Here is a 17,222-nt window from a genome sequence, read left to right as displayed (position 1 = left end):
TAAGGCGTTACGCGACCGTCAGCTTCTGAAGTTGGACCAGCTCCCCGATACCCTTCTTCGCGAGTTGCATAAGGTCGGTAAAGCGCTCCTCGCTGAAGGGCGTCGTCTCTGCCGTTCCCTGAATTTCAACGATTCCGCCGGTCCCGGTCATGACGAAATTCGCGTCCGCGTCCGCGTTGCTGTCCTCGGCATAATCGAGGTCGAGAACCGGTTCGCCCTTGTAAAGTCCGCAGGAAACCGCCGCCACATGGTCGCGCAAGACGTTTTCCTTCACCATGTCGCGCATTTTCATCCATTGGATGCAATCATGAAGAGCAACCCAGGCGCCGGTGATCGAAGCTGTACGCGTGCCCCCGTCTGCCTGGATGACATCGCAATCAACCGTGATCTGGCGTTCACCGAGCTTCGTCAGATCAACGACCGCCCTGAGCGCCCGGCCGACAAGCCGCTGAATTTCTTGCGTACGCCCCGACGGGTGACCGCTCGTCACTTCCCGCCGCGTGCGCTCATGCGTGGCGCGCGGCAACATCGCATATTCGGCGGTAACCCAGCCGCGGCCCTGACCCTTGAGCCACTGCGGCAGGCGTTCTTCCAAGCTGGCGGTGCACAGGACATGCGTATCGCCGAACTTGATCAGGCAGGAGCCCTCGGCGTGTTTAGAGACGGCGCGTTCAATTGAAACGCGGCGCAGCTCGTCCGGCTTGCGTTTAGAAGGTCGCATGATTTCCCTGAAATGTTAACGTTGCGGCCGCGACCCTAATGAAGGGCCCAAGGTCCATCAACCGGAAACAAGGCTAACTTTGCCTCATGACGCGCGCGGCATTTGACGCCGGGCCCCGCGGTTCATAGATTCGAACCGTGAGAATAGAGGAACATATGGTGAGTGCGACGCTGCTCGACGGCAAAACCCAGCTCCAGAGGCTGGACGAGCGGTCCCGGACTATTCTTCGAAGAATTGTCGAAAGTTACCTCGCCACGGGTGAGCCGGTCGGTTCGCGCAACCTGTCTCGCGCCCTACCGATGGCGCTGTCGCCGGCGTCGATCCGCAACGTTATGTCGGATCTGGAACAGCTCGGCTTGATCATTTCACCCCATACCTCGGCAGGCCGCCTGCCGACCCAGCTCGGTCTGAGGCTCTTCGTTGATGGCCTGCTCGAAGTCGGCGACGTCTCGATGGAAGAGCGCCGCCAGATCGAGGCGCAGATCGCCTATCGGCGCGACAAGTCCGTCGACCAGCTTTTGAGCGAAGCCGGCGAGCTGATTTCCGGCCTATCCCATTGCGCAGGCGTGGTGCTCGCCGAGAAGCAGGTGGCACGCCTGCGCCATATCGAGTTCGTACCGCTGGAACCACGGCGCGGCTTGGTGATCCTGGTGGACGAGGATCAGAACGTCGAGAACCGCATCATCAATTTACCCGAAGGCCTGCCGCCCTCCGCGCTCCAGGAAGCATCGAATTATCTGAACACCCACCTTCGCGGCATGACGCTTGCGGAAGCCAAGACCGAGATCGAAAAGTCGTTGAATGCGGCGAAAGCCGAACTCGACCAGCTGACCCAGAAGGTCATTAAGGCCGGGCTCGCCGAGTGGTCTGGAGTTTCCGATGATCGCAAAAGCCTAATCGTTCGCGGCCAAAGCAATCTCCTGAAAGACGTGACCGCGACCGAAGATCTCGATCGCATCCGTCAGCTCTTCGACGCTTTCGAGTCGAAGCAGGATATTGTGGAGCTGTTGGGCGCATCCGAAACGGCAGAAGGCGTGCGCATTTTTATCGGCTCGGAAAACAAGTTGTTCTCTCTTTCGGGCTCATCATTGATTGTCGCGCCATTCCGGGACCAGACGCGCCACGTGGTTGGCGTGTTGGGTGTCATCGGGCCGACGCGGCTCAACTACGCCCGGATCATCCCGATGGTGGACTATACGGCGAAGCTCGTAAGCCGCCTCATCGGTTGAGATTTTGGCCTGCCCCAAGCATCCGCGAGACGAGGGCATTTTGAACCGCCTTGATTTTTCCCGTTCCGCGGCCGATATCCCGGCACCCTTCGAAATTCACCATTGGCATTAGCGAAGAGAAAAATGAGCGACGAAAAGAAGCCGGTCGACGACACTGTTCAATCGCCATCCGAGGCAGGAGCGACCTCCACGCCGGACGGCGTCGGCGTTGAGCAGCTCAAGGCCATGATCGGTGCCCTCCAGAGCGATCTCGACAAGCGGATCGACGACCTGGCTGGCAAGCAGGATCAATACCTTCGCGCGGTTGCCGAAACCGAAAACGTCCGGCGGCGTCTCGAACGCGAGAAGGAAGATACGGCGAAGTACGCGATCGCCAAGTTCGCGAAGGACATTCTGTCCGTGGGCGACAATTTCCAGCGCGCCATAGCCGCGGTGCCTAAGGATGCGATCGAAACCGACCCGGCGTTGAAATCGCTGCTCGACGGCGTCGTTTTGGCAGAGCGCGACTATAAATCGGCTCTCGAGCGGCACGGTGTCCGCGTCGTCGACCCGGTGGGTCAGCCGTTCAACCCGCATCACCATCAAGCCGTCATGGAACAGGAAGATACGGGCGTCCCGGCCGGCACCGTGCTGCAGGTCTATCAGGTCGGTTATCTTCTTGATGACCGTTGCTTGCGCCCCGCCATGGTCGTTGTTTCCCGAGGCGGCCCGAAAGCCGGAAAGCCCGGCGATGCGCCACAGGAGGCTCCGCAGGATAAACCCCAGTCCGATGCGTGAGTCGGCGCTTGACGGCTCCCCCCTAGGGTCTGGAAACAGACCTTAGGGATTTTAAAATATCGGCCTCTCATAAAGGGGGGGCCCACATCGGCCAGGCGGCTAACCAGCCGCCGAAAGCCCTGAAAATAGATGCTTTTACCAGACCCGTGCCGACCGCAGTCGTGTAATTGAAAAGGCTAGAAAGTGATCTGTAGCGGGTGGAAGAAGCGTTGCACCCCCAAAACAGGCCCCTATATAACCGTCGGTTACGCAATTGAAATCCTGGGGACCGGTGCCTCTAACCTCTCGTTAGGGCGCACGACGGATGCCAAACAAACAGGGTCCACCCGGTCTGCCGCAACTAAGAAGGATTGACTAGAATGGCTAAAGTAATCGGTATCGACCTCGGCACGACCAACTCGTGCGTGTCCGTCATGGAAGGCGGAAAGCCGAAGGTTCTTGAGAACTCCGAAGGCGCAAATACGACGCCTTCTATTGTTGCATTTACCGCCGATGACGAACGCCTCGTCGGTCTGCCGGCCAAGCGCCAGGCAGTGACGAACCCGACGAACACCTTTTTCGCGATCAAGCGCCTGATCGGCCGTCGCTTCGACGATGCCGAGGTGCAGAAGGACGTTAAGCTCGTCCCCTTTCATATCATCAAGGGCCCGAACGGCGACGCCTGGGTTGAAAGCCACGGCAAGCAGTACTCGCCTCAGCAGATCTCCGCTTTCATCCTCCAGAAGATGAAAGAAACCGCCGAAGCCAAGCTCGGCGAGAAGGTGACGCAGGCGGTTATCACCGTTCCGGCTTACTTCAACGACGCCCAGCGCCAGGCGACGAAAGACGCCGGCCGCATCGCGGGTCTTGAAGTTCTCCGCATCATCAACGAGCCGACGGCAGCCGCTCTCGCCTACGGCCTCGACAAGAAGAAGGAAGCCAAGACGATCGCGGTCTACGACCTCGGCGGCGGCACCTTCGACGTGTCCATTCTGGAAATCGGCGATGGCGTCTTCGAAGTGAAGTCGACGAACGGCGACACGCACCTTGGCGGCGAAGACTTCGACATGGTGCTCGTCTCCTACCTGGCCGACGAGTTCAAGAAAGAGCAGGGCATCGATCTCCGCTCCGACAAGCTCGCCCTTCAGCGCCTGAAGGAAGCCGCTGAAAAGGCCAAGATCGAGCTGTCGAGTGCCCCGCAGACCGAAATCAACCTGCCCTTCATCACGGCCGATGCGACGGGTCCGAAGCATCTCACGATGAAGCTGACGCGCGCCAAGCTCGAAAGCCTCGTCGGCGGCCTCATCGACCGCACGAAAGCGCCTTGCGAAAAGGCATTGAAGGACGCTGGCCTCAAGGCTGCCGAGATCGATGAAGTCGTCCTCGTCGGCGGCATGACGCGCATGCCGAAGGTCCAGGAAGTCGTCAAGCAACTCTTCGGCAAGGAACCCCACAAGGGCGTCAACCCGGACGAGGTCGTGGCCATTGGTGCTGCGATCCAGGGCGGCGTTCTGCAGGGCGAGGTCAAGGACGTTCTGTTGCTTGACGTGACCCCGCTGTCGCTCGGCATCGAAACCTTGGGTGGCGTCTTCACGCGTCTGATCGATCGCAACACGACGATCCCGACCAAGAAGAGCCAGACCTTCTCGACGGCAGAAGACAGCCAGGGCGCCGTGACCATTCGCGTGTTCCAGGGTGAACGCGAGATGGCGGCCGACAACAAGCTGCTCGGCCAGTTCGATCTCGTCGGCATCCCGCCGGCGCCGCGCGGCGTTCCGCAGATCGAAGTCACCTTCGATATCGACGCCAACGGCATCGTGCATGTCTCGGCGAAGGACAAGGCAACCGGCAAGGAGCAGTCGATCCGCATCCAGGCGTCGGGCGGTCTTTCCGATGCCGACATCGACAAGATGGTCAAGGACGCTGAGGCCCACGCCGCCGAAGACAAGCAGCGCCGCGAACTCGTCGAGGTGCGCAACCAGACGGAAGCGCTCGTCCACGGCACCGAGAAGTCTCTGACCGAGAACAGTTCGATCCCGGCAGTCGCCGCGATCAAGGGCGACGTGGAAGCCGCAATTGCTGCCGCCAAGACGGCGATTGCCGGCGAAGACGTCGAAGCCATCCGCTCCGCGTCGACGGCACTCACCCAGATCGCGATGAAGATCGGCGAAGCCGTCTACACCGCCAAGGGTGGTGCGGAAGGCGTCGGCGGTGGCGAACCCTCTGCCGAGAACAAGTCGGACAGCGGCGACGATGTCGTCGACGCCGACTTCGAAGAGGTCAAAGACGACAAGAAGAAATCGGCTTAAGAGTCGACCGCGAAATCGCCCTCGGACCCCCCGGCCCCTCCCGAATGGAGGGCCGGGCTGGCCTGAGGGCGAAAAATTGAGATAAACACGCTAGTAATCGTTGCGACCATTCGCCGACCAGCAACATTTCACCTAACAGGTCATAGAACAGCGCATCATGGCTAAGCGCGATTATTATGAAATTCTCGGCGTCAAGCGGAGCGCCACCGATATTGAGCTTAAATCCTCCTATCGTACCCTCGCAAAGGAATGTCACCCCGACCGGAACGCGGGCGACAAGGAAGCGGAGCGCCGTTTCAAGGAGCTGAATGAGGCCTACGAAGCCCTGAAAGATCCCCAGAAACGCGCCGCCTATGACCAATTCGGCCATGCGGCGTTCGAAGGGGGCATGGGAGGTCGTGGCGGCCCAGGCTTTGGACCTGACTTCGCCTCCTCGATGTCGGACATCTTCGACGATCTGTTCGGCGAGTTCATGGGCGGCCGGCGAGGCCAGGGTGGCGGCGGCCGGTCGCGAACAGGCCGCGAAGCAGGCGCAGACCTTCGCTACAATCTCGAAATCACGCTCGCGGAAGCCTACGCCGGCAAGACCGCGCAAATCCGCGTCCCGGCGAGCGTCAAATGCGAAACGTGCTCGGGCGCGGGCGCCAAGCCCGGAACGAAAGCCAAAACCTGCACGACCTGCGGCGGCATGGGTAAAGTCCGCGCCAGCCAGGGCTTCTTCACGATCGAGCGCACCTGCCCCGTATGTCAGGGCCGCGGCGAGATGATCGACGACCCGTGTGTCGACTGCGCCGGATCGGGCCGCGTTCAGAAAGAACGCACGCTATCGGTGAACATCCCGGCCGGCGTCGAAGATGGGACGCGCATCCGTCTTGCAGGCGAAGGCGAAGCCGGCCTCAGAGGCGGCGCGCCGGGCGATCTTTATATCTTCCTGTCGATCAAGCCCCACGAGTTCTTCCAGCGCGATGGAGCCGACATCTTCTGCAAGGTGCCGATCGCGATGACGACTGCCGCGCTCGGAGGCCAGATCGATGTGCCGACGCTCGAAGGTACGACGACGCGCGTGAAAATCCCGGAGGGTACCGAAACCCGCAAGCAGTTCCGCCTCCGTGGCAAGGGCATGCCCGTGCTCCGCTCGAAGGTCTCCGGCGACATGTACATCGAGGTCGATGTCGAGACGCCGAAGAACCTGACGCGCAAACAGCGCGAGCTGCTCGAGGAATTCGAGCGGGCAAGCCACAAGGAAACAAGCCCCGAGAGCGCCGGATTCTTCTCGCGGGTTAAGGAATTCTTCGAAGGCAAGAGCGGCTGACGGAACGCTCTGACGTTCGCGGCAGCCGAACCTTGCCAAAGGCCCCAACCTTGCCAAAGGCTTGAAAGCCGTTAGGGTCTTGGCCTAGAAACCTCGCTCCAGCCCCGACGCGCGAATTCCATGTCAGCCGACACCCCTTCCGACCCGCGTCTTCTCTTCTTCGCGGGCAGTGCCCGCCTGAACTCGTTCAACAAGCGGTTGGCGAAACTCGGCGCCATGATCGCGGAAGCCAACAGCATTCCCTCGACGTTCGTCGACCTCGCCGACTATCCGATGCCGATCTATCATGGCGACCTCGAAGAGGAAGAAGGTCCGCCCGACAACGCCCGCAAGCTGAAGAACTTGATGAAGGCTCATACCGGCATTTTCATCGTCAGCCCTGAGTACAACGCCTCGTTCTCGCCTCTCCTCAAGAACGTCATCGACTGGGTCAGCCACACCCGCGACGAGGGCGAAGCACCGCTCGAAGTCTTCAGGACACGCGTCTTTGCACTTGCGTCGGCCTCGGGAGGCGGTCTAGGCGGCCTTCGTGGTCTGATACAGCTCCGCGCCGTTCTCGAACTCGGCACCGGAGCCCTGGTACTTCCCGAGCAATTCGCGCTGCCCCGCGTGCGCGACGCCTTCGACGACAACGGTCACTTGAAAAACAAGGACCAGACCGAGCAACTGAAGGCCGTCATCCAGAAACTCGCACGCGCCGCCCGCGTGCTCCACGGCTGAGAGAAAAATGATCGACCGCGCCACCCGGGACAAACTTATCGTCGCTCTCGACCTGCCGACCTATGACGAGGCGCGCGCCCTGGTCGATCGCCTGGGCGACACCGTCAGCTTCTACAAGATCGGACTTGAGCTTCTGTTCGCCGACGGCCTGTCGTTGGCTCAGGAACTGAAGCGTGAAGGCAAGCGCGTCTTTCTCGACCTGAAGTTCCTCGACATCGGCAATACCGTCGAGCACGCCGTCGCCGCGGCGGCGAAGCTCGGCGTCGATTTCATAACGGTGCACGGCCACGACACGAAGACGATGACGGCGGCCGTCCGCGGACGTGGCGCATCCAATCTGAAACTGCTCGCCGTCACCGTGCTGACGAATCTCGATCAATCCGACCTCGACGAGCAGGGCATCGCGGCGACGCCGGGCGGCTTGGTCGTCGGACGTGCGCGCATGGCGGAGAACGCAGGCTTCGACGGCGTGATCGCCTCGGGTCAAGAAGCAGCCGCCGTCCGCGCTGAGACCGGTCCGAAGTTTCTGATCGTCACACCGGGCATTCGGCTGCCGGGCGCCGAGACCGGCGATCAGAGCCGTATCACCACACCGGAAGAAGCACTTCGTTTTGGCGCCAACCACCTCGTCGTCGGCCGGCCGATCAACGCCGCACGCGACCCCAAGGCGGCTGCCGAGACGTTCCTCGCGCATATCGCCGGGGCTTAAGCATCTCGCCTAATTCTTCTGGCTGATCATGGCCTTGCCACAGCATCGCCCATCTCTGACCACGCCGAGCCCATACTCGCAGTTTACCCACCCTTAACCGTCCCGGGGATTAGCTGAGTCGGCCCGAGGGTGAGAGTAGGCGGGGTTTTGAAAGCGTGATGCGTTGGCGTTGGCATTTGACCAAGCAAGCCCTGTTGCTTGCCGCAATGGTCCTTGTCGCCGGATCGGCCGTGATGCAGAGCCGCGCCCGTGCCGACGAAGTCGCCGCCGAGAAGCCGCTGCCCTCGGCCATCGAAGCCGCCCTCATCATGAAAGAGATCGTGCCGGAAGCGCCGGTCTATATCCGCGTCTTCAAGGAAGAATCGGAACTCGAGGTGTGGAAGGCCCGCCCGAATGGCCGCTACGCCCTCGTTAAAACATTCCCGGTCTGCAACTGGGGCGGCACGCTCGGACCCAAACGCGTGATGGGCGATAGCATGTCGCCCGAAGGCTTCTACCGCGTGACGCCTGAAGGGCTGAAGCCCGACAGCAAATACCATCTCGCTTTCAACATCGGCTATCCGAACGCCCTCGACCGCGCGCTCGGCCGGACCGGCGCCTACATCATGGTGCACGGCGACTGCCGAAGCGTCGGCTGCTTCGCGATGTCCGACAAATACATCGAAGAAATCTATGCATTCGTGCGCGATGCGTTGAACGCGGGCGAACCCAGCATTCCGATCCATGTTTTCCCGTTTCGCATGACGGCCGAGAACATGAAGCGCCATTCCGAGAACGAGGCGCGGGCCACCTGGAAGCCTCTGCGGGAAGCCTTCGACGATTTCGCACGAACCCGCGAACCGCCGAAGATTGGAATGTGCGGCAAGCGCTACGTCGTCAATGCCCTGACGCCCGTCGGCAACGATCCCAATGCCGACTGCCCGGCTGTCATTGGAAAGCGCATCGCGCCGCTGTCGCCGCGGTCGTCCAAGCGTCTCGTCAAAGCCGATCCTCGCCTCGAAGCCCAAGGCCCCAAACTGAAGTCGGCCGAGGCCAACTTGGGCTGGAAAGCACCGATGTTCGCATGGGGCACCGAAAGCGCCACGCCGAGCGCACGGCCCGGCAAACCCTCTCAAAACGAAAGCGACGCGGCACTCGGCGCCATGCAGCCCATCGTGAAGCGCTGACGGACTTCGGCTTCGCCGCTCGGCTCCCTGTCTCTGGCTCCCCATTAACGAGTCCAGTTGCCGAAACGGTGCCGGTCCGGCTATGGCTCCTCGCCGGACAACTGCGCCCGACTTGAAGGCCCAAAACTTTGAGGCCCCAACTTCCACGAAAGAGATTGCAATGCCGAAGGGATACGTCATCGCCCACGCCACAATCACGAACCCTGAGAAATGGGCTGAGTACGTGGCGAAATCGAAAATCGCGCTCGAAAAGTACGAAGGCAAGCCGATCGCCCGCGGCGGTAAGAGCGAGGTCGTTGAAGGCAACGGAACGCCGCGCAACGTCATCCTCGAGTTCCCGAGCTACGAGCTCGCCCGCAGCTACGCGACGTCGCCCGAATATGCGGAAGCGAAGGTCCTTCGCCAGGGCGCCGGAACGCTCGACATGACGATCGTCGAAGGCGTCTGATCAACCTCTGGGCAATGTCATCCTCGGGCTTGTCCCGAGGATCCATCGTCCATCGCGTTTTCTGCCAAATGGATCCTCGGCATAAAGCCGAGGATGACAATCACAATGGCCCACTTTCCCGCCAATGATGGACGGCCGGCATGGCAGGCACTCGTCCTGACATTGTTCCCGGAGATGTTTCCGGGACCGCTTGATGTCTCGCTCCTCGGTCAAGCCCGCGCAGCGAACATCTGGTCCCTCGACACATTGCAGATCCGCGACTTCGGCCTCGGTCGTCACCGCCAGGTGGACGACACGCCCGCAGGCGGCGGGGCGGGCATGGTGCTGCGCGCCGACGTTCTGGGCCCTGCCCTCGATCATGCGAAAACCATCTCGCCGGGTTCGCCGCTCATCTATCTGTCGCCGCGCGGCACGCCGCTGACGCAGAGCTTGGCGCGAGATCTTGCCGAAGGACCGGGCGTAACCCTGCTCGCCGGCCGCTTCGAAGGCATCGATCAGCGCGTTATCGATGCAAAAGGCCTCAAGGAAATTTCAATCGGCGATTATGTGCTCGCCGGCGGCGAGCTGGCTGCGATGGTCCTCATCGAAGCCTGCGTCCGGCTTCTGCCGGGCGTTCTCGGCGCCGCCGAAAGCCTCGCGAGCGAAAGCTTCGAAACGGGCCTCCTCGAATACCCGCAGTACACGAAGCCGCGTGATTGGGAGGGCCTCTCAATCCCGGATATTCTCCTCTCTGGCGACCACAAGAAAGTCGCGGAATGGCGGCGGCGCCAGAGCGAGCAGCTGACGGCCGACCGTCGCCCCGATCTCTTGCGTACCACCCGAACCTCAAAGTGACTTCGCAAGGCGCTTCGCCTTTGCATGGCCAGGATTTCTTGGGCAAATACGGAGGGAAAAGATTCGCGGCGGCCCGACGGCATATCGCGAACAGGGCTTATGGCCACGTGCGCGTTGCCAATTGAGAGACGGGGATGAAGAGTTTCAAGAACCTTCTGCTTGCTCTGCCGCGCCGGACGCTTGCCAGCGGACTGCTGATCGCCGGGGCGCTGGTTGCATATCCGGCGTTTGCAGAAGAAGTCTCGCCGCCCCCCGTCGTAACCCCCCCTGCGACGGCTGATATCGCGCCTGCCGCAGCGGCGCCCGAAGTTCAGCCCCCTGAAGTGCACGACGACGCCGTTCTGATGGCGGTACGCAGCAAGCTCGCCGCTGGCCCGGCAGCTGAGGAAGACCGCGACCGCAAGGACCAAACCGCACTCATCGATTTCTATGCGGCGCGCCACGGAGAGGCGCTCTGGGTAACGGCGGCCGGCGTGAAGCCTGAAGCCAAGACGCTCGCGACCGAAATCGCGAATGCCTGGGCGTACGGTCTCGATCCGGCGAGGTTCAAACTTCCGGTTCTGAACGAAGGCGCACTGGCCGCAACCGACACGGACTCACTTGCCGACGCAGAAATCGAATATTCGAAAGCCGCTCTTCTTTACGCCCGCGACGCGCGCGGCGGCCGCATTCCCGATCCCGCCGAAATGCTGACGACGAACTTCGACCGGCGTCCGCAATGGATCGAACCCAAGATCGTCATCGAAGCGCTCGCAGCAACGCGCGAGCCCGACGCCTATCTTCGCAACCTTCAGCCGCAGCAGCCGCAGTTCGAAAAACTGCGCCAGGTTTATCTGACGATGCTGCCCAAGGACGGCAAATCCGGGAAGCTCAGCCCCGACGCCAAGCGCATCCGCTCCAATATGGAAATGTGGCGCTGGATGTGGACCAACATGGGCGATTTCTACGTCCTGAACAACATCCCCGAGTACATGCAGTACGTCTACAAGGACGGCGAAATCATCCGCTCGGAGAAGATCGTCGTCGGTCTCCTCGACAAGCAGACGACGATATTTTCGCGTCCCTTGAAATACGTCGTACTTCGCCCGGCCTGGCGCGTGCCCGAAAGCATCATGGTCAACGAGCTTTGGCCGAACCTCATCCGCGGCGGCGGCATGATGCGCCAGTACGGCCTGCAGATCGTGACCAAGGACAGCCAGCGCCCTGTCGACTACCGCAGCATCAACTGGGCAACGACCGACATCCGCAACTATGACGTGGTGCAGCCGCCGGGGCCGAAGAGCGTGCTCGGCCACGTCAAGTTCTCGTTCCCAAGTCAGCACACGATCTACATGCACGACACGCCCGACAAGTGGATGTTCAAACCGGCGCAGCGAACACTGAGCCACGGCTGTCTGCGGGTCTGGAAGCCGATGCAGTTGGCAGAGCTTATCCTCAAGGAAGACAAGGGCTGGGACACCGACAAGATCGCCGAGCTCGACCGGTCGGGTCCGCTCAACAATGAGATCCCGATCACGAAGGAAATCCCGATCCACCTCGTCTATTTCACGGCGTGGGTTGGCGAAGACGGCAAGCTGAAGACCTTCCGCGACGTCTACGGTCACGAGAAGCGCGTTACGCAGGCGCTCGATGGCCAATGGAACAAGATCAACAAGGGCCGTGATCACCTGGCGCCCGTCGAGCCTTCATTCGACCCGTCCGCCGTCGCCGCGCGCAGTCAGAACCTCGAAAACGATTACGGTCAGTACGGCCCGACTTCCAAGACGAAGAAGAGCGCAACCGTCGGCGACATCATCGGCAACGCCTTCGGCCTCAACTTCTAATACGGCCGATCACGCAACCGAAACGCCAAGCCGTTGCCCGGGCACCGCAAATGCGCGCGTTGGCAGCGGCCGGGAACTTATACCGCATACGCACTAAACCGTGGATAACTCTCTCTCGTAATGGGACTCGCCAGACCTAACGTGGTCAGTTGCCTGTGCAAGAAAGTCGTTCCTCAATTTGAGAGAAAGTGAGTATCGACATGGCACAGAATGAGAAAACATCTGCACGCGTGAGTGCGCTTGCCTCCAGGGCCCTGCAGAACCCTCAGTCGCTGAATGCCGATGAAATTAAAGAGCTCGCCGCATCTGTTCTGACACAATCTTCAGATCATCAGAAATCGCAGCAAAACGCTCAGAACCAACAAAATCAGTCGAACCCTCAGTCGCAAAGTCAGCAGAAGCGTTAGGTCTGCTTTCGTCTTCCGTCAGCCTTTCGATCGAAAGGACGCAGCGGGTGGGTATCGTCATGATCCCGCTCGCTTGCGCTTTTTCAGGGTGCTCGAGATCGCCAACATTTTGGCAGACGACCTTGACGTCCGCCGTATCCTTGACGAGCCAACCGACGCTCGCGACTTCCACCGGCCGCGCATCGGGCAGTGCCGAAAGATAGCGCCACTGGCCGCACGGCTGCCTGCTATCGAGCCACCTGATAATGACGAGCGGACATTCGGCCATTCCGCGCCTCCAAGGAGTGTGATTCGACGAGAATCATAACAGACCGAGGCGGCTTTCGGTCGGCGTCCGCTCACGACGCTCGGTGCAGTGTGGCAAACCAACCAAATTGCGCGGGCGACGACCTCAGGCTCCCCCTAGGCAGGTAGCCCGACATCCGCAGCCGCGTTCGCGCGCTTCACATCCCATTGCGTTTTCAGGTAGACGGCAATTGAAAGCAGAAGCGGTATCACGAGAACCGGAACAAGAACGGCCTTCCAACTCAGGGCAACCCAACCGAAATGGTTCAGAGCCTTCATCGTGGCTCCGAGCAAGACCACGATGTTGATGATGTTTGCGGCGGCGTCGCGCCTCCTCTCGGCGCGCTCCACACGAGTCATCGGAGACTTCCCCGGCGGCGTCGGAGGCGTGGTGCTTCCGGCATCGAAGCCGTAAACAACGCGATAGATGATAAAAGCCGAAATCAGCGTCGCGCTAACGCAATAAATGATAGTCTCTGCGGTAAACATGGCGGCATCTCTCCCTTTGAGATGAGTTGGATCGCCATATGTTTCAGCGGTCTCTCGCGCCGCCGCTGTTCCCACGATGACACCCGGCGCCGATCGGCCCCCCCTGGGGAAGTCCGACCCGCAAGCCCGGCCCAGAAAGTTTGACGCAGAAGGCCCCGCGGCCCGCGATATGGGCTTGGGCCCACTCGACAAAACCAGCCTCTTCCGCTATCACGCGCCCAACAATAATTCCCTCAAACGGGTTGCCCTCGTGGGCTGCATGACCGGCTCGGGTCCTGATGGACGCCAAGTCGATCCTCTGCGTCATCAAAAAACGAAATGGAATCAATAAGATGAACATTATCCAGCAGCTCGAGCGCGAGCAGATGGACGCCATCCTCGCAAAGCGAGGCGTCCCCGAATTCGGTCCCGGCGATACCGTCAAGGTGATGGTCAAGGTCGTCGAGGCCGCCGATGACCCCAAGGACAAGAAGAAGAAGGGCGGCGCCGCCAAGGAGCCGACGATCCGCTTTCAGGCATACGAAGGCGTCGTGATCGCGCGTTCCGGCGCCGGCCTCAACGAGAACTTCACCGTCCGCAAGATTTCCTATGGTGAAGGCGTTGAGCGCGTATTCCCGGTCTATTCGCCCTACATCGGCGAAATTGAAGTCGTGCGCCGCGGCAAAGTCCGCCGCGCCAAGCTCTATTACCTCCGCGGCCGCCGCGGCAAAGCCGCCCGTATTTTCGAACGTACGGACGCACGCGCTCGCCGCCTGAACGCTGCCTGGAAGGGCTTCAAGAAGCCGAAGGGCGAGGCCGAGGATCTGACGCAGATCAAGGGCATCGATATCGACCTGCAGAACCGCCTGAAGCAGCTCAACTGCTACAAGGTGGAGCAGATCGCCAACCTTTCGGACGAGGATATCGCCAACCTCGACGAGACCTTGGCCCTCAAGGGCGCGATCGAGAAGCAGGACTGGGTTGGACAGGCACAGCGTCTTCTCGCTGAGCTGACGGCCTCTGAAGTCCCCGCTGAAGAAGCCAAGGCTTAACCCCAGCTTCGGCTGAAGGTGGCTATCGAATTAAAAAGGCGCCGGGGAATCTCTCCGGCGCTTTTTGCATTAGAATTGCCGCGCGGTGTCACAAGGTATTTTGCCGGCGAACATTTCGCACTAGATATAGAATCGTAAGCACCGTCCGAAGTGGCGTGGAGTCATATGTCCAACATCGAAGTATCGAAAACGGCCAGTCGCGACGGCAAGATTCCGCTGCACGGTCCCGAAGCGTTCGCCGCGATGCGCAAAGCTGGAAAGCTCGCAGCCGAAGCGCTCGATATGCTCGTTCCCATCGTCCAGCCGGGCGTCACGACCGCGACGATCGATGAACTGGTGCTCTCCTTCGCGCTCGACAACGGCGCTATCCCCGCGACGCTCAATTATCGCGGCTATCGCTACGCAACGTGCACGTCGATCAATCACGTCGTCTGCCACGGCATGCCCAACGACAAGCCCCTGAAGTCGGGCGACATCGTCAACATCGACGTCACGTTGATCGTCGATGGCTGGCACGGCGACACGAGCCGCATGTATGCCATCGGCGATGTTTCGCGCCGCGCCGAACGCCTGATGCATGTAACGTATGAATCCCTGATGCGTGGCATCGCCGTCGTGAAGCCAGGAAACACCACGGGCGACATCGGCGCTGCAATTCAGCGCTTTGCCGAAGGCGAACGCTGCAGCGTCGTCCGCGACTTCTGCGGACACGGCCTCGGCCGCGTCTTCCACGACCGCCCGAACATCCTGCATTACGGCGAGCCGGGCGAAGGCACCGTGCTTGAGCCGGGGATGCTGTTCACGATCGAGCCCATGATCAACCTCGGTAAGCCGCACGTGAAAATTCTGGCGGACGGTTGGACCGCCGTGACGCGTGACCGCGAGCTTTCCGCCCAGTTCGAGCACACGGTCGGCGTAACCGAAACCGGCTGCGAGATTTTCACCGAAAGTCCCGCCGGATATCATTTTCCGCCATACGGCGTTCGCGCCGCCGCTTGATGGAGTGAATGTCGATGTCGCGCTCCGATGGATTTCGCGACAAGACAAGCGCTGCCGAGCAAACGACCTTTTTTTCCGTCGCGCCCGAGACCGAAGTGAAACGCGCACCCGGCGCAAAGGCGGCGGACGACAAGGTGGGCCATCGCCGCCGGCTGCGCGAGCGCTTTGAGAACGGCGGCGCCGACGCCCTACCGGATTACGAACTTCTTGAAATGATCCTGTTCCGCGCCTTTCCGCGGATCGACACGAAGCCGATCGCCAAGCGGCTGATCGCGAAATTCGGCTCGTTCGCCGATGTGGTTTCGGCGCCCGCCAACCGGCTGAAGGAAGTGGAAGGCGTCGGCGATCGTGCCGTCGAAGAACTGAAGCTGATCAAGGCCGCGGCTGAGCGCCTGACACGAGGTCAGATCGCCGCCCGGCCCGCGCTGTCATCTTGGAACGGCGTGCTCGATTATTTGCGCCTCGTGCAGGGCTTCGAAACGCGCGAACAATTCCGCATTCTGTTTCTCGACAAGAAGAACCAGCTCCTCGCCGACGAGGTGCAGGGACACGGCACGGTCGATCACACGCCCGTCTACGTGCGTGAGGTCGTGAAGCGCGCCCTCGAGCTCTCGGCGAGCGCTATCATCCTCGTGCACAATCATCCGTCTGGCGATCCGACGCCATCACGCGCCGACATCGACATGACCAAGCAGATCATAGAAGCGTCGCGCCCGCTCGGCGTCGCCGTGCACGATCACATCATCGTCGGCCGCAACGGTCATGCGAGCCTGAAGGCGCTGCGGTTGATTTGAAGCGGACGTGCACACGGAAAAAGCGCTGGCAAGCCCGCCAGCGCTTCCCTTTTCTGCAACAAAGCCCTGTCGTCAGAGCCCGAGGAACTTGAACGGCTTTGTCTCGACGAAGCTGTCATTGGCCGGGCCGGAATAGGTATTGCGCTGATCCGGCCCCAAATCCAGCTTGCGCACCTTGCCGGTCTCCTTCGAGAAATCGACCTTGCTGAAATTCACCCAGAACACATTCGGGGTCAGGGCCGAGTCGAAGAAATAGGTCAGGTTCTTCTGGTCAGCGACGGTGCGCCAGCGCGTGGAGGCAATGTTGGGTTGGTTTGGGGTGCTGATGCCGTAGGGCACCGAGGCGTTGCGGATAACGCTGAAAACGCTGGCGGTCGCCTCGCGGGTATCCTCTGACCTCGGAATGGCATTCACATAGAACGCTGCGCGGGCGAAGCGGTCCGCCGCGCGGTTCGTTCCCGGCAGCATCACCGTGCCGCCGATGTCCTTCCAGTATGCGTTCAGCGCCAACTGCTGTTTGAAAGATGGCGAGTTGGTCATGACTTGGAACTCACGACCGTGGTGAATAATCTGCTTGCCGTCGAGGTATTCGATGATGGCGCTGTCGCCGCTTGCGTCCGAGATCGACAGATGAAGCGTGGCCAGACGGTCCTGCCCCGGCACCTTGTCGGTCACCAGGGTGAAGGGTTCGGACTGCAGATGCTTCACCGCTTCATCAACCGTCCCGAACTGGTCGAGCACGTATTGCGCCCAGGCCGAAATCGCGAGCCCCGGCGTTTTGCCGTCGTATTCCGGATACTGCGACTCTGCCAGCCACAGCACATTGGCGACGAGGCCCGCCTCGTTCATTCCATCGGTCGTAGAGATGTCATAGGCGGTCGCGATGACGCTGCCGTATTTCGCAGTCCACTTCACCGAATTCGGGCCCGCAGCGCCGTTACGTTCCATGCCGCGCGGCAGAATCCATAAGTTGGTGCCGATCTCTTCGCTCCAATCCATGGACCGGGCCGTCATGTTCAGATTGTTGGCGCCAAGATAGACGAGGCGGGTGCAGGCATCTGCAGCTGGCGTAAAGGTCATGGCTCCGGCAAGGCCGCCCGCCATACAGGCGTTGACAAGTGATGTCTTGATTTTTTTCATGACATGTCCAGATCGGATTTGGAAAACGCGGGACCGCGGCCAGTTTATCG

The 17,222-nt window shown here is 60.9% G+C and carries 17 protein-coding genes; 13 read left to right on the top strand and 4 right to left on the bottom strand.

What is annotated here, in order from left to right:
* Window positions 1–7: 7 nt before the first annotated feature.
* Window positions 8–721 (bottom strand): ribonuclease PH, encoded by a 714-nt coding sequence (gene rph / locus K2Q04_RS13150; RefSeq protein ID WP_092868862.1) that lies wholly within the window; start codon window positions 719–721, stop codon window positions 8–10.
* A gap of 155 nt (window positions 722–876) precedes the next feature.
* Between rph and hrcA the strand changes: the two genes are divergently transcribed.
* From hrcA to K2Q04_RS13100, 10 genes are all read left to right on the top strand, one after another.
* Entirely contained in the window at window positions 877–1,950 is a 1,074-nt protein-coding gene (gene hrcA, locus K2Q04_RS13145; protein WP_291164436.1) for a heat-inducible transcriptional repressor HrcA, read from the top strand.
* A gap of 123 nt (window positions 1,951–2,073) precedes the next feature.
* Window positions 2,074–2,727: a nucleotide exchange factor GrpE gene (gene grpE / locus K2Q04_RS13140; RefSeq protein ID WP_291164433.1), complete on the top strand. Its 654-nt coding sequence runs from the start codon at window positions 2,074–2,076 to the stop codon at window positions 2,725–2,727.
* 359 nt (window positions 2,728–3,086) lie between these two features.
* Window positions 3,087–5,015 (top strand): molecular chaperone DnaK, encoded by a 1,929-nt coding sequence (dnaK, locus tag K2Q04_RS13135; protein ID WP_291164431.1) that lies wholly within the window; start codon window positions 3,087–3,089, stop codon window positions 5,013–5,015.
* 157 nt (window positions 5,016–5,172) lie between these two features.
* Window positions 5,173–6,327 carry a molecular chaperone DnaJ gene (gene dnaJ, locus K2Q04_RS13130; protein ID WP_291164429.1) on the top strand — a complete coding sequence of 385 codons (1,155 nt, stop codon included), beginning with the start codon at window positions 5,173–5,175 and terminating at the stop codon, window positions 6,325–6,327.
* Window positions 6,328–6,447: 120 nt separating this feature from the next.
* Window positions 6,448–7,047: an NAD(P)H-dependent oxidoreductase gene (locus tag K2Q04_RS13125; protein ID WP_291164427.1), complete on the top strand. Its 600-nt coding sequence runs from the start codon at window positions 6,448–6,450 to the stop codon at window positions 7,045–7,047.
* A 7-nt stretch (window positions 7,048–7,054) separates the two neighbouring features.
* The gene (pyrF, locus tag K2Q04_RS13120) at window positions 7,055–7,756 is read left to right on the top strand and encodes an orotidine-5'-phosphate decarboxylase (protein ID WP_291164424.1); all 702 of its coding nucleotides are present in this window, start codon (window positions 7,055–7,057) and stop codon (window positions 7,754–7,756) included.
* Between the two features lie 176 nt (window positions 7,757–7,932).
* On the top strand, window positions 7,933–8,922 hold the full coding sequence (locus K2Q04_RS13115) for a murein L,D-transpeptidase family protein (RefSeq protein ID WP_291164422.1): 990 nt from the start codon (window positions 7,933–7,935) through the stop codon (window positions 8,920–8,922).
* Between the two features lie 160 nt (window positions 8,923–9,082).
* Window positions 9,083–9,370, top strand: coding sequence for a DUF1330 domain-containing protein (locus tag K2Q04_RS13110; RefSeq protein ID WP_291164419.1), 288 nt, complete (start codon window positions 9,083–9,085; stop codon window positions 9,368–9,370).
* A gap of 105 nt (window positions 9,371–9,475) precedes the next feature.
* On the top strand, window positions 9,476–10,204 hold the full coding sequence (gene trmD / locus K2Q04_RS13105; RefSeq protein WP_291164417.1) for a tRNA (guanosine(37)-N1)-methyltransferase TrmD: 729 nt from the start codon (window positions 9,476–9,478) through the stop codon (window positions 10,202–10,204).
* 134 nt (window positions 10,205–10,338) lie between these two features.
* The gene (locus K2Q04_RS13100) at window positions 10,339–12,027 is read left to right on the top strand and encodes a L,D-transpeptidase family protein (RefSeq protein WP_291164415.1); all 1,689 of its coding nucleotides are present in this window, start codon (window positions 10,339–10,341) and stop codon (window positions 12,025–12,027) included.
* Between the two features lie 288 nt (window positions 12,028–12,315).
* On the opposite strand, the gene K2Q04_RS13095 is transcribed toward K2Q04_RS13100, so the two are convergent.
* Together K2Q04_RS13095 and K2Q04_RS13090 are read right to left on the bottom strand one after the other, a co-directional pair.
* The gene (locus K2Q04_RS13095; protein WP_291164412.1) at window positions 12,316–12,606 is read right to left on the bottom strand and encodes a hypothetical protein; all 291 of its coding nucleotides are present in this window, start codon (window positions 12,604–12,606) and stop codon (window positions 12,316–12,318) included.
* Window positions 12,607–12,836: 230 nt separating this feature from the next.
* Window positions 12,837–13,208: a hypothetical protein gene (locus tag K2Q04_RS13090; protein WP_291164410.1), complete on the bottom strand. Its 372-nt coding sequence runs from the start codon at window positions 13,206–13,208 to the stop codon at window positions 12,837–12,839.
* Window positions 13,209–13,540: 332 nt separating this feature from the next.
* Between K2Q04_RS13090 and rplS the strand changes: the two genes are divergently transcribed.
* The 3 genes from rplS to radC all read left to right on the top strand — a co-directional run bounded on the left by rplS (window position 13,541) and on the right by radC (window position 16,032).
* Window positions 13,541–14,239: a 50S ribosomal protein L19 gene (rplS, locus tag K2Q04_RS13085; protein WP_291164408.1), complete on the top strand. Its 699-nt coding sequence runs from the start codon at window positions 13,541–13,543 to the stop codon at window positions 14,237–14,239.
* Between the two features lie 165 nt (window positions 14,240–14,404).
* Window positions 14,405–15,238 (top strand): type I methionyl aminopeptidase, encoded by an 834-nt coding sequence (map, locus tag K2Q04_RS13080; RefSeq protein ID WP_291164405.1) that lies wholly within the window; start codon window positions 14,405–14,407, stop codon window positions 15,236–15,238.
* Between the two features lie 14 nt (window positions 15,239–15,252).
* Window positions 15,253–16,032, top strand: a complete 780-nt coding sequence (radC, locus tag K2Q04_RS13075) for a DNA repair protein RadC (protein WP_291164402.1) — start codon at window positions 15,253–15,255, stop codon at window positions 16,030–16,032.
* Window positions 16,033–16,104: 72 nt separating this feature from the next.
* Here radC and K2Q04_RS13070 read toward each other — a convergent pair whose 3' ends face one another.
* Window positions 16,105–17,136 carry a linear amide C-N hydrolase gene (locus K2Q04_RS13070; RefSeq protein ID WP_291164539.1) on the bottom strand — a complete coding sequence of 344 codons (1,032 nt, stop codon included), beginning with the start codon at window positions 17,134–17,136 and terminating at the stop codon, window positions 16,105–16,107.
* Window positions 17,137–17,222: the final 86 nt, after the last annotated feature.

The organism is Hyphomicrobium sp., assembly GCF_019753045.1.
Lineage (GTDB): Bacteria > Pseudomonadota > Alphaproteobacteria > Rhizobiales > Hyphomicrobiaceae > Hyphomicrobium_B.
The sequence above is the reverse complement of the archived record's forward strand: the minus strand, read 5'-3'. Positions and strand labels throughout refer to the sequence as shown.

Coding starts and splice junctions, on each gene's coding strand:
- K2Q04_RS13070 (WP_291164539.1), bottom strand. CDS start 17,136: ATGGCGGGCGGCCTTGCCGGAGCCATGACCTTTACGCCAGCTGCAGAT.
- K2Q04_RS13090 (WP_291164410.1), bottom strand. CDS start 13,208: ATGTTTACCGCAGAGACTATCATTTATTGCGTTAGCGCGACGCTGATT.
- dnaJ (WP_291164429.1), top strand. CDS start 5,173: ATGGCTAAGCGCGATTATTATGAAATTCTCGGCGTCAAGCGGAGCGCC.
- hrcA (WP_291164436.1), top strand. CDS start 877: ATGGTGAGTGCGACGCTGCTCGACGGCAAAACCCAGCTCCAGAGGCTG.
- map (WP_291164405.1), top strand. CDS start 14,405: ATGTCCAACATCGAAGTATCGAAAACGGCCAGTCGCGACGGCAAGATT.
- K2Q04_RS13110 (WP_291164419.1), top strand. CDS start 9,083: ATGCCGAAGGGATACGTCATCGCCCACGCCACAATCACGAACCCTGAG.
- dnaK (WP_291164431.1), top strand. CDS start 3,087: ATGGCTAAAGTAATCGGTATCGACCTCGGCACGACCAACTCGTGCGTG.
- rplS (WP_291164408.1), top strand. CDS start 13,541: ATGAACATTATCCAGCAGCTCGAGCGCGAGCAGATGGACGCCATCCTC.
- pyrF (WP_291164424.1), top strand. CDS start 7,055: ATGATCGACCGCGCCACCCGGGACAAACTTATCGTCGCTCTCGACCTG.
- K2Q04_RS13100 (WP_291164415.1), top strand. CDS start 10,339: ATGAAGAGTTTCAAGAACCTTCTGCTTGCTCTGCCGCGCCGGACGCTT.
- grpE (WP_291164433.1), top strand. CDS start 2,074: ATGAGCGACGAAAAGAAGCCGGTCGACGACACTGTTCAATCGCCATCC.
- trmD (WP_291164417.1), top strand. CDS start 9,476: ATGGCCCACTTTCCCGCCAATGATGGACGGCCGGCATGGCAGGCACTC.
- K2Q04_RS13125 (WP_291164427.1), top strand. CDS start 6,448: ATGTCAGCCGACACCCCTTCCGACCCGCGTCTTCTCTTCTTCGCGGGC.
- rph (WP_092868862.1), bottom strand. CDS start 721: ATGCGACCTTCTAAACGCAAGCCGGACGAGCTGCGCCGCGTTTCAATT.
- radC (WP_291164402.1), top strand. CDS start 15,253: ATGTCGCGCTCCGATGGATTTCGCGACAAGACAAGCGCTGCCGAGCAA.